Origin of the sequence: Pseudomonas brassicacearum, from assembly GCF_000585995.1 — a bacterium.
Taxonomy (GTDB): Bacteria; Pseudomonadota; Gammaproteobacteria; order Pseudomonadales; family Pseudomonadaceae; genus Aquipseudomonas; species Aquipseudomonas brassicacearum_A.
Genome location: NZ_CP007410.1, coordinates 187,730 through 200,898, shown reverse-complemented (window position 1 = coordinate 200,898; position 13,169 = coordinate 187,730). Strand labels below are relative to the sequence as shown.

General features: G+C 61.3%; 3 protein-coding genes and 1 pseudogene. 3 read left to right on the top strand and 1 reads right to left on the bottom strand.

Translation table 11 applies throughout. From position 1 onward, the window contains the following. Positions 1-74 precede the first annotated feature (74 nt). The 3 genes and pseudogenes from CD58_RS31715 to CD58_RS00870 all read left to right on the top strand — a co-directional run. Positions 75-500, top strand: a pseudogene (locus tag CD58_RS31715) (retention module-containing protein); the annotation flags it as partial. Positions 501-512: 12 nt separating this feature from the next. Next, positions 513-11,579 carry an immunoglobulin-like domain-containing protein gene (locus tag CD58_RS00875; RefSeq protein ID WP_419178850.1) on the top strand — a complete coding sequence of 3,689 codons (11,067 nt, stop codon included), beginning with the start codon at positions 513-515 and terminating at the stop codon, positions 11,577-11,579. Positions 11,580-11,763: 184 nt separating this feature from the next. Beyond that, positions 11,764-12,102 carry a hypothetical protein gene (locus CD58_RS00870; protein WP_025211214.1) on the top strand — a complete coding sequence of 113 codons (339 nt, stop codon included), beginning with the start codon at positions 11,764-11,766 and terminating at the stop codon, positions 12,100-12,102. A 294-nt stretch (positions 12,103-12,396) separates the two neighbouring features. Here CD58_RS00870 and CD58_RS00865 read toward each other — a convergent pair whose 3' ends face one another. Next, positions 12,397-12,723: a DUF6124 family protein gene (locus tag CD58_RS00865; RefSeq protein WP_025211213.1), complete on the bottom strand. Its 327-nt coding sequence runs from the start codon at positions 12,721-12,723 to the stop codon at positions 12,397-12,399. Positions 12,724-13,169: the final 446 nt, after the last annotated feature.

Below are 13,169 nucleotides of genomic sequence, written 5' to 3'. Positions count from 1 at the left end.
CGTCCAGACCGCTGCTGCCTTCAGGCTGCCGGGTCCATGGAAGTCTACTGAGCGTGGCACCCGGAGAATCTTCAATGAGCAGTGTTGTTGCCGTTGTCAAAAGCATTGTTGGCCAGGTTTTCGTCGTATCCCCCGAGGGCATTCGACGCGTACTCATTGAGGGTGATCGCCTGTACACCGGCGACCAGCTGGATACCGGTCCTGCTGGCGCCGTCACGCTGGAACTGGCGGACGGTCGCTCCCTGGACCTGGGGCGCGACACTCAGTGGAGCGCCAGCGCTCCAGACGCTTCTACTGATCTCGCACAGGCCACGGCCCAGGCCGCGCCATCGGTAGAAGAGCTGCAACAAGCCATTGCCGCGGGCGTCGACCCGACGACAGCCCTGGAAGCCACCGCCGCCGGCGCTACCGCCGCGGGCACGGGTGGCGCCGCCGGTGGCGGGCACAGTTTTGTGGTGCTGGATGCCACCGCTGGCAGCGTCGACCCTACCGTCGGTTTCCCGACCGAAGGCTTGAGCACGGCAGCGGCCACCAACAATGACATCACCGGCGTCGATACCAACGCCAACACGACAGCCAACGCGCTGCTCAATTCGACGCTGACCCTGAGCGCCACCCCGACCCTGACCGAGGCCGGCGGCGTGCTGGTCTATACCGCGACCGTCACCCAGGCGCCCCAGACTGATCTGACCATAACCCTGTCCAACGGCTCCGTGATCGTGATTTCTGCCGGACAAACCACTGGCAGCGTCAACGTGCCGCTGGCTCCGAACGACACTGTTTATAACGACCCAAGCCAGATCAGCGTGACCGTCACCGGCACCACCGGCGGCAGCGGCATTGCCGTGACCCTGCCCACCACGCCAGCCGTGACCCAGATTACCGACACCATCGACACCACCACCGTTACCCTGACGGCAGGCAATACGGTAACGGAGGGCGGCCAGATCACCTACACCGCCACGTTGACCAGCCCGGCCCAAACCCCGGTGACCGTGACCTTGAGCAACGGCTCGGTCATTACCATCGCTGCGGGACAGACCACTGGCACCGTCAATGTCGAGACACCCGCCAACGACGTCTACAACAACGGCAGTACCGTCAGCACCACTATTACCGGTGCGACCGGTGGCAACTTTGAAAACCTGGTGCCGAGCACTGCGCCTGCGGTTACTACGATTACCGACTCGATCGACACCACCACGGTGACGTTGAGCGCTACGCCGACCGTGAATGAAAACGGCACCATCACTTACACCGCCACCTTGACCGGCGCCGACGGTAAACCCGTCACCGCGCAGAATGGTCCGGTGACCGTGACCCTCGACAGTGGTAAAACCATCACCATCGAGGCTGGTGCAAGCTCGGGTGTGCTCGATGTCGCTGTGGGTAACGATGTTTACCAAGGTCCAACGACGGTTACTGAGTCGATTGCTTCCGCATCCGGTGGCAACCTCGAAGCTATCGCACCGAATACCGCGCCTGTCAGCATCATCGTCAGCGATGTCAACGACACCACCACGGTGACATTGAGCGCCACGCCGACCGTGAATGAAAACGGCACCATCACTTACACCGCCACGCTGACCGGTGCCGACGGCAAACCCGTCACTGCGCAGAACGGTCCTGTGACCGTTACCCTCGACAGTGGTAAAACCATCACCATCGAGGCTGGTGCAAGCTCGGGTGTGTTGGACGTCGCCGTTGGCAACGACGTGTACCAAGGCCCGACTACCGTCACCGAGTCGATTGCCTCGGCATCCGGCGGTAACCTGGAAGCCATCGCACCGAATACCGCGCCAGTCAGCACCATCGTCAGCGACGTCAACGACACCACTACCGTGACGTTGAGCGCCACACCGACCGTAAACGAAAACGGCACCATCACTTACACCGCCACCCTGACCGGTGCAGACGGTAAACCCGTCACCGCGCAGAATGGGCCGGTCACCGTGACCCTCGACAGCGGCAAAACGATCACCATCGCCGCTGGCGCAAGCTCGGGTGTATTGGACGTCGCTGTGGGCAACGACGTGTACCAAGGCCCAACGACGGTTACTGAGTCGATTGCCTCGGCATCCGGCGGCAACTTGGAAGCCATTGCACCGAACACAGCGCCTGTCAGCACCGTGGTTAGCGACGTCAACGACACCACCACGGTGACCTTGACCGCGACACCAACCGTGAATGAAAACGGCACGATCACCTACACCGCCACGCTGACCGGTGCCGACGGTAAACCCGTCACCGCGCAAAATGGTCCGGTGACCGTGACGCTGGAAAGCGGCAAAACCATCACCATCGAAGCCGGCGCAAGTTCGGGCGTGCTCGATGTCGCTGTGGGTAACGATGTTTACCAAGGCCCAACGACGGTTACTGAGTCGATCAAAGAGGCGACTGGCGGCAACCTTGAAGCCATCGCGCCCAACACTGGCGCTGTCAGCACCATCGTCAGTGATGTCAACGACACCACCACGGTGACCTTGACCGCCACACCAACCGTGAACGAAAACGGCACGATCACTTACACCGCTACCCTGACCGGTGCCGACGGCAAACCCGTCACCGCGCAAAACGGTCCTGTGACCGTGACCCTCGACAGTGGTAAAACCATCACCATCGCCGCCGGCGCAAGCTCGGGTGTATTGGACGTAGCCGTTGGCAACGACGTCTACCAAGGTCCAACGACGGTTACTGAGTCGATTGCTTCCGCATCCGGTGGCAACCTTGAAGCCATCGCACCGAATACCGCGCCTGTCAGCACCGTGGTTAGCGACGTCAACGACACCACCACGGTGACATTGAGCGCCACACCGACCGTAAACGAAAACGGCACCATCACTTACACCGCCACGCTGACCGGTGCCGACGGCAGACCCGTCACTGCGCAGAACGGTCCGGTGACCGTGACCCTCGACAGCGGCAAGACCATCACCATCGAGGCTGGTGCAAGCTCGGGTGTATTGGACGTCGCCGTTGGCAACGATGTGTACCAAGGCCCCACTACCGTCACCGAGTCGATTGCCTCGGCCTCCGGCGGTAACCTGGAAGCCATTGCTCCAAACACCGCTCCAGTCAGCACCGTCGTCAGCGATGTCAACGACACCACTACCGTGACGTTGAGCGCCACACCGACCGTAAACGAAAACGGCACCATCACCTACACCGCCACCCTGACCGGTGCAGACGGTAAACCCGTCACCGCGCAGAACGGCCCTGTGACCGTTACCCTCGACAGCGGCAAAACGATCACCATCGCAGCCGGCGCCAGCTCGGGTGTATTGGACGTCGCCGTTGGCAACGATGTGTACCAAGGCCCAACCACCGTCACCGAGTCGATTGCCTCGGCATCCGGCGGTAACCTCGAAGCCATCGCGCCGAACACCGCGCCAGTCAGCACCGTGGTTAGCGACGTCAACGACACCACCACCGTGACGTTGACTGCCACGCCGACCGTGAATGAAAACGGCACCATCACTTACACCGCCACCCTGACTGGTGCCGACGGCAAACCCGTCACTGCGCAGAACGGTCCGGTGACCGTGACGCTCGACAGCGGCAAAACGATCACCATCGCCGCTGGCGCAAGTTCGGGTGTATTGGACGTAGCCGTTGGCAACGACGTGTACCAAGGCCCAACGACTGTCAGCGAAAGCATCAGCACCGCCACTGGCGGTAACCTCGAAGCCATCGCTCCAAACACAGCGCCGGTCAGCACCATCGTCAGTGACGTCAACGACACCACCACGGTGACGTTGAGCGCCACACCAACCGTGAACGAGAACGGCACGATCACTTACACCGCCACGCTGACCGGTGCCGACGGCAAACCCGTCACCGCGCAAAATGGCCCGGTGACCGTTACCCTGGAAAGCGGCAAAACCATCACCATCGCAGCGGGCGCGAGCTCGGGCGTGTTGGACGTAGCGGTAGGTAATGACGTTTATCAAGGGCCGACCACCGTCACCGAAAGCATCAGCACCGCCACTGGCGGCAATCTGGAAGCTATCGCACCAAACACCGCGCCAGTCAGCACCATCGTCAGCGACGTCAACGACACCACTATCGTGACGTTGAGCGCCACACCGACCGTAAACGAAAACGGCACCATCACCTACACCGCCACCTTGACCGGTGCTGACGGTAAACCCGTCACCGCGCAGAATGGTCCGGTGATCGTGACCCTCGACAGCGGCAAAACCATCACCATCGAGGCTGGTGCAAGCTCGGGTGTATTGGACGTCGCCGTTGGCAACGATGTGTACCAAGGCCCCACTACCGTCACCGAGTCGATTGCCTCGGCATCCGGCGGTAACCTGGAAGCCATCGCACCGAATACCGCGCCTGTCAGCACCGTGGTTAGCGACGTCAACGACACCACAACGGTGACCTTGACCGCGACACCAACCGTGAATGAAAACGGCACCATCACCTACACCGCCACATTGACCGGTGCTGACGGTAAACCCGTCACCGCGCAAAATGGCCCTGTGACCGTAACCCTCGACAGCGGTAAAACGATCACCATCGCCGCTGGTGCCAGCTCGGGTGTATTGGACGTAGCCGTTGGCAACGACGTGTACCAAGGCCCAACGACTGTCAGCGAAAGCATCAGTACCGCCACTGGCGGTAACCTCGAAGCCATCGCTCCAAACACAGCGCCGGTCAGCACCATCGTTAGCGATGTCAACGACACCACCACGGTGACCTTGACCGCGACACCAACCGTGAATGAAAACGGCACCATCACCTACACCGCCACCTTGACCGGTGCCGACGGTAAACCCGTCACCGCGCAGAATGGCCCTGTGACGGTCACGCTCGACAGCGGTAAAACGATCACCATCGCCGCTGGTGCCAGCTCGGGTGTATTGGACGTAGCCGTCGGCAACGACGTGTACCAAGGCCCAACGACTGTCAGCGAAAGCATCAGCACCGCCACTGGCGGCAATCTGGAAGCCATCGCACCAAACACCGCGCCAGTCAGCACCATCGTCAGCGACGTCAACGACACCACTACCGTGACGTTGAGCGCCACACCGACCGTAAACGAAAACGGCACCATCACCTACACCGCCACCTTGACCGGCGCCGACGGTAAACCCGTCACCGCGCAGAACGGTCCTGTGACCGTTACCCTCGACAGTGGTAAAACCATCACCATCGAGGCTGGTGCAAGCTCGGGTGTGTTGGACGTCGCCGTGGGCAACGACGTGTACCAAGGCCCGACTACCGTCACCGAGTCGATTGCCTCGGCATCCGGCGGTAACCTGGAAGCCATCGCACCGAATACCGCGCCTGTCAGCACCGTGGTTAGCGACGTCAACGACACCACAACGGTGACCTTGACCGCGACACCAACCGTGAATGAAAACGGCACCATCACTTACACCGCCACGCTGACCGGTGCCGACGGCAAACCCGTCACTGCGCAGAACGGTCCTGTGACCGTTACCCTCGACAGTGGTAAAACGATCACCATCGCAGCCGGCGCCAGCTCGGGCGTATTGGACGTAGCCGTCGGCAACGATGTGTACCAAGGCCCAACCACCGTCACCGAGTCGATTGCCTCGGCATCCGGCGGTAACCTGGAAGCCATTGCTCCAAACACCGCGCCTGTCAGCACCGTCGTCAGCGATGTCAACGACACCACTACCGTGACGTTGAGCGCCACACCGACCGTGAATGAAAACGGCACCATCACTTACACCGCCACGCTGACCGGTGCTGACGGTAAACCCGTCACCGCGCAGAATGGTCCGGTGACCGTGACGCTCGACAGCGGAAAAACGATCACCATCGCCGCTGGCGCAAGTTCGGGTGTGTTGGACGTCGCTGTGGGCAACGACGTGTACCAAGGCCCAACGACTGTCAGCGAAAGCATCAGCACCGCCACTGGCGGCAATCTGGAAGCTATTGCACCGAATACCGCGCCTGTCAGCACCGTGGTTAGCGATGTCAACGACACCACCACCGTGACCTTGACCGCCACGCCGACAGTGAACGAAAACGGCACCATCACTTACACCGCCACGCTGACCGGTGCCGACGGCAAACCCGTCACCGCGCAAAATGGCCCGGTGACCGTTACCCTGGAAAGCGGCAAAACCATCACCATCGCAGCGGGCGCGAGCTCGGGTGTGTTGGACGTAGCGGTAGGTAATGACGTTTATCAAGGGCCGACCACCGTCACCGAAAGCATCAGTACCGCCACTGGCGGCAACCTCGAAGCCATCGCTCCAAACACAGCGCCGGTCAGCACCGTGGTTAGCGATGTCAACGACACCACCACGGTGACCTTGACCGCGACACCAACCGTGAATGAAAACGGCACGATCACTTACACCGCCACCCTGACTGGTGCCGACGGCAAACCCGTCACCGCGCAAAATGGCCCTGTGACCGTGACCCTCGACAGCGGTAAAACGATCACCATCGCCGCTGGCGCAAGCTCGGGTGTGTTGGACGTCGCTGTGGGTAACGATGTTTACCAAGGCCCAACGACGGTTACTGAGTCGATCAAAGAGGCGACTGGCGGCAACCTTGAAGCCATCGCGCCCAACACTGGCGCTGTCAGCACCATCGTCAGTGACGTCAACGACACCACCACGGTGACCTTGACCGCGACACCAGCCGTGAATGAAAACGGCACGATCACTTACACCGCCACCCTGACTGGTGCCGACGGCAAACCCGTCACCGCGCAAAATGGCCCTGTGACCGTGACCCTCGACAGCGGTAAAACGATCACCATCGCCGCTGGCGCAAGCTCGGGTGTGTTGGACGTCGCTGTGGGTAACGATGTTTACCAAGGCCCAACGACGGTTACTGAGTCGATCAAAGAGGCGACTGGCGGCAACCTTGAAGCCATCGCACCGAACACCGCGCCTGTCAGCACCATCGTCAGTGATGTCAACGACACCACCACCGTGACCTTGACCGCCACACCGACCGTAAACGAAAACGGCACGATCACTTACACCGCCACCCTGACTGGTGCCGACGGCAAACCCGTCACCGCGCAGAACGGGCCGGTCACCGTGACCCTCGACAGCGGCAAAACGATCACCATCGCAGCAGGTGCAAGTTCGGGCGTGCTCGATGTCGCTGTGGGTAACGATGTTTACCAAGGCCCAACGACTGTCAGCGAAAGCATCAGTACCGCCACTGGCGGTAACCTCGAAGCCATCGCTCCAAACACAGCGCCGGTCAGCACCATCGTTAGCGATGTCAACGACACCACCACCGTGACGCTGGCCGCCACACCAACAGTGAATGAAAACGGCACCATCACCTACACCGCCACATTGACCGGCGCCGACGGCAAACCCGTCACGGCGCAGAATGGCCCTGTGACCGTGACGCTGGAAAGCGGCAAAACCATCACCATCGAAGCCGGCGCGAGCTCGGGCGTGTTGGACGTAGCGGTAGGTAATGACGTTTATCAAGGGCCGACCACCGTCACCGAAAGCATCAGCACTGCCACTGGCGGTAACCTCGAAGCCATCGCTCCAAACACAGCGCCGGTCAGCACCATCGTCAGTGACGTCAACGACACCACCACGGTGACCTTGACCGCCACACCAACCGTGAACGAAAACGGCACGATCACCTACACCGCCACGCTGACCGGTGCCGACGGCAAACCCGTCACCGCGCAAAACGGCCCTGTAACCGTTACCCTCGACAGTGGTAAAACCATCACCATCGCCGCCGGCGCAAGCTCGGGCGTGCTCGACGTCGCCGTCGGCAACGATGTCTACACCGGTGCACCGTCCATCACCGAAACGATCAAATCGGCCTCCGGCGGCAACCTCGAAGCCATCGGCGTGGATAAAACCGGCGCGTCGACGGCCGTCGGCGACACCGTCGACAACACCACGGTCAGCATCACCGGCAGCACGTCCGTTACCGAAGGCCAGGCCGCCACGTACACCCTCAACCTGACGAACCCGGCGCAGACCGAGGTGACGGTCAAGATCGTCTACAGCGGCACCGCCGCCGACGGCACGGACTTCACCGGGGTCTACACCGTGAAGATCCCGGCCAACGCCACCAGCGCTACCTTCAACGTGGCGACGCTGGACGACAAGATCACCGAAGGCACCGAAAACTTCGTGGTCAAGATCGACTCGGCCACCGGTGGCAACTTCGAGCACCTGGCAGTCAGCGGCACCAACGGCAGCGTCAGCACCTCGATCATCGACAACGATGCACCGCCGGTACTCGACCTGGACGCCAACAACTCCAGCGGCAAGACCGGGGCCGACTACCAGGTGACCTTCACCGAAGGCACCGCCGGCCCGGGTGTGTCGATTGGCGACACTGACCTGAAAATCACCGATCCGGACAGTACCATGCTGACCGGCGCCACCATCGTGCTGACCAACCGTCAGCCTGGCGATGCGCTGAACCTGGGCAACAGCGTCAACGGCATCAGCATCAACGCCAACAGCACCGACGGCAAGGTCGTCCTGACGCTGTCGGGCAATGCGACGCTGGCCGACTACATGCAGCAGATCAAAAACATCAGCTTCATCAACAACAGCGAAGATCCGAGCACCGTACCGCGCATCATCACCGTGACGGTGACCGACGGCAGTAACTACTCGAACACAGCGACCACCACCGTGAATGTGGTCGGGGTTAACGACGCACCAGTAGCCACCGGTGGCGCGGTGACCGGTACCGAAGACACTTCACTGGTCCTCGGCTGGTCGACGTTCGGTATCAGCGACGTGGACAGCACCGCTGCAAGCCAGGGTGTGAAAATCACCGGGCTGCCGGGTGACGGCAAGTTGCAATACCTCGACGGCGCGACCTGGAAGGACGTGGCCAACAACCAGACCTTCACCAAGGCCGACATCGACGCCGGCAAGCTGCGCTTCACCCCGGACGCCAACGAATCTGGCGCCAATGGCAACCCGAGCGGCGTGGGCAATCAGAAGTCTGATTACGCGCAGATCCAGTTCCAGCCAACCGACGGCCAAGCGCTGGGCAATACCGGCACCGTGAAGATCGACATCACACCGGTCGCCGACGCACCGAGCCTCAACGTGGCCGGCAACAGCGTGACCTCCACCGGCCTGATCAAGGAAGTCTGGACCGGCCTGTCGGGCCTGGGCACCGACGGCAGTGGTGCGCCATCCGGCACGCTCAAATCGGTGATCGATGCCGCCGGCACGCCGAACAGCAGCAGCACCGTGACCAACGTGCAGTCCGACAGCAACGTGAACGCCGGTACAGCGTCGAAAACCTCGGGCCTGATTTTCCTCGAAGCCGGCAAGACCTACACCTTCAGCGGCACCGGCGACGACAGCCTGCTGGTGACCATCGGCGGCAAGGACGTGGCGGGCATTACCTGGGGCGCGGGCGGCAAGTTGAACGGCTCGTTCACACCGACCACCAGCGGCTACTACACCCTGGACATCTACCACCACAACCAGACCGGCCCGGGCAGCTATGACGTGAACCTGTCGGTCAACGGCAGCACACCGGTCGACCTGAGCAGTGCCGGCGTACCGCTGTACACCGGCGTGTCCGACCTGGCGAATGCCGGCGTGACCGTCTCCGACCTGCACGGCACCAACGGCGAAGGTTATTACGACGGCTACAAGCTCAACGAAGGCGCCGAAGGCACCAGCGTCAACCTGTCGAAAATCACCACGGCCCTGACCGATACCGACGGCTCCGAAAGCCTGAGCGTGAAGGTTGGCGGCATTCCGGAAGGCAGCGTGCTGAGCGACGGCGCCGGCCACACCGCGACCGTGGGCAGCAACGGCGACGCCTCGGTCACTGGCTGGAACCTCGGCAGCCTGACCCTGACGCCACCGACCTACTACAACGGCCAGTTCAACCTGACCGTAACGTCTACCTCCACCGAAGCCCTCGGCGGCTCGGCCACGAGCACGGCGCAGATCCCCGTCACCGTTCACCCGGCGACCTATAACGCCGTCACCGCCACCTCGGGCAGTGACAACGTCACCGGCACCGACGGCAACGACATCGTGGTCGCCGACATTGGCGGCCTGACCGTGGTGCCAGGGGTCAACTACAACATCGCGTTCATGGTCGACAGCTCTGGCAGCATGAGCGATTCGTCCGTCACCGCCGCGAAGAACTCGTTGACCCAAGTGTTCAACACCCTCAAGCAGAGCCTGGGCAGCAACTCAGGGACTGTGAACATTTTCCTGGCGGACTTCGATAACCAGGTAAACAAGAACGTTGCGGTCAACCTCAACGATCCGAACGCGCTGACACTGCTCAAGAGCGTGCTCGACTCGATGGTGTCCGGCGGCAATACCAACTATGAAGACGTGTTCAAGACCACCGCAAACTTCTTCAACAGCACCCAGGCCCTGAGCAATACCGGCGCGAAGAACCTGACGTATTTCATCACCGACGGTGAGCCAACGCGCTACCAGTCCGGCGAAGAGACGAACCCAGTGTTGTACGGCACCGTCAAGCTCGACGACGTCCTGAGCGCGGCCAACTACACCGTTGGCAAGTACTACACCCAGACGATCGACAGCACACACAAATTCATCATCGAAGAAAATGGGGACATGTTCCTGTCGATCAAGAACGGCAAGAAGTGGGATGAAAACTACGTCGGCACGGTGCATGCCGAGGGCAATGGCACGTTCGAGTTCTCCAACCAGGCCGGCGGCTGGTGGGGCGACTCCTCGGCAGCAGACGGCTCAACGGCCAGCTTCACCCTGCTCAAAGGTCTGAGCAACGTTGAAGCCATCGGCCTGAACAACGGCGTCACCCTGTCCGATCTCGCCCCCTACGACTCCGATGGCAAGCCACAAACCAACATCGACCCGAGCAACCTGGCCAACTCGATCATCGGCCACACCGAGGCCACCCTGCCGGGCTCCGACACCGTCAACGGTGCCGAAGGCAACGACATCCTGTTCGGCGACCTGGTGAGCTTCAACGGCGTCGCTGGCGAGGGTTACCAAGCCATCCAGGCGTTCGTGGCCCAGCAGAGCGGCGTGGACGTCAGCAAAGTCACCACCAGCAACGTGCACCAATACATCACCGAGCACTACACCGCGTTCGATGTGTCCGGTGCCCACGATGGCAACGACACCCTGTTGGGCGGCGCCGGCAACGACATCATTTTCGGCCAGGGCGGCAACGATACGCTCAACGGTGGCAAGGGCAATGACATCCTGCTGGGTGGCAGTGGCAATGACACGCTGATCGGCGGCCAAGGCAATGACACCCTGATCGGTGGCTTGGGAGGCGACACCTTTGTCTGGAAGGCCGGCGACACCGGTACCGACGTGATCAAGGACTTCAAGGTCGGCGACGGCGACCGGATCGACCTGCGGGATCTGTTGCAGGGCGAAACCGGCAGCACCATCGACCACTTCCTGAAAATCAGCACGGTCGATGGCGTGTCGTCGTTGCAAGTCAGTACCACCGGCCAGTTCAACGCGGCCAACGGCGCAACGGCCACACCGGACGTGACGATCAAGCTCGAAGGCAACAACTGGTCGAACGTCAACCTGAACTCGTTGATCGCCGGCAGTGACCCGACCATCAAGGTCGATCACAACAACAGCTGAACCTGACACAAAACCCGTGGCGAGGGAGCTTGCTCCCGCTGGGGCGTGAAGCGGCCCTGTTTTTAGGGGCTGCTACGCAGCCCAGCGGGAGCAAGCTCCCTCGCCACGGGATAAGTGTTCATACTCCCCTACAGTTGGCCTATGCTGCCCAGCATGACGCCGCTTCATACATGAGGGATGCCCGATGTTTTATGTGCAACGCGATGCACAAGGCCTGCTGGTGCGCGTGGAAGCCGCCACGTATGCCGAAGCCACCGAAACCCTGCCGGCCGACAGCCACGAGATCCAGGACTGGTTCGCCAACCAGGCGGTAGAAAACAGCCTCAAGCAGCTCAAGCAGAGCGACCTGGAGATGATCCGGGTACTCGATGACTTGATCCAGGTGCTGACCAGCAAAGGCGTCATCCGCGTCACCGACCTGCCAGCCGCAGCCCAGGCCAAGCTGATGGACCGCACCCAGGCCCGGGAAGCCTTGGGCGGGTTGAGCCGGTTGATCGATGATGATGAGAAGGGGTTGATCTAGCCTCAAATGACACAACCCGATCCCTGTGGCGAGGGAGCTTGCTCCCGCTCCGCTGCGCAGCAGTCGCAAAACCAGGCAACGCGGTCTGCCTAAAGAGCTGCTGGGGGCCTGCTTCGCAGGCCAGCGGGAGCAAGCTCCCTCGCCACAGTGGGACGTGTTGTCTGGACTGACGCTATCGCGAGCAAGCTCGCTCCCACAGTTGATCGGTGTTGACCTCGATAGTCCGGCTCGACACAGACCCCGTGTGGGAGCGAGCTTGCTCGCGATGACAGTCCTCAATTCACCGCAGGCCTGTCAGCCCGCCGCTTGAACCTCCAGCCGATCCATCGCCCGCTCCACCAACAACTGCACCCCATCGGCCATCCGGCTGATCGCCAGGATCACGCTGCGGCGTGAGCCGTCGACGTCGTCAGCCAGGTCGGCGGCGATGGCGCTGATGGACAGCAAGTCTTCGGAGGCATTGGCCAGAAGGGTTTCGGTGTCGATGTCTGGGGAAACCATGAAGAGCTGGGCGGTTGGGGGTTTTCCCGGGGCTTCATCGGTAGGTTTGGGATTGAGGTAGTAGTCGAGGGCGCGCTGGGCAGCTTCGTCGAGTGTGTTGGAACTGTGTGAAGTTGTCATTGGGGTACTCCTAAACGACTAGTAAGGAGCCTTTGCTACACAGCGAGTCCAAATGAGGTCGCTGAATGGCATGGGCCGTTTCGCCCTAAACAGATATTCCGGACTTGCACGTCCGTGTCACCGTTTTTTCAGTGACAAACCCAGGCTAGCCATGAGGCAGACGCCGGACAAGTTCACCAAGTTCGCTACAACTTGAAGGAAATCTCCTAGGACCTTGCTTTTGGAGGGGGTGTATATCCGTTTCTGCGGTAACGGCTACTGGCGGTTCCGCTCTTACAGCGGCTCACTTTTGAGAAGCGCAAAAGTAAGCAAAGCGCTTTTGCCCCACCACTCGATGCCGAGCCTAGGCGAGGCACCGAGTGGTGGGGCAAAAGCGCTTTGCTTACTTTCGCTCTTCGAAAGTGACCCGCCGTCAGGGCGGAACCCTAAGTGGCCGTTACCGCAGC

Bases quoted from the DNA above. Each gene is read 5' to 3' on its own strand.
- CD58_RS00865 (WP_025211213.1), bottom strand. From the start codon at position 12,723: ATGACAACTTCACACAGTTCCAACACACTCGACGAAGCTGCCCAGCGC.
- CD58_RS00870 (WP_025211214.1), top strand. From the start codon at position 11,764: ATGTTTTATGTGCAACGCGATGCACAAGGCCTGCTGGTGCGCGTGGAA.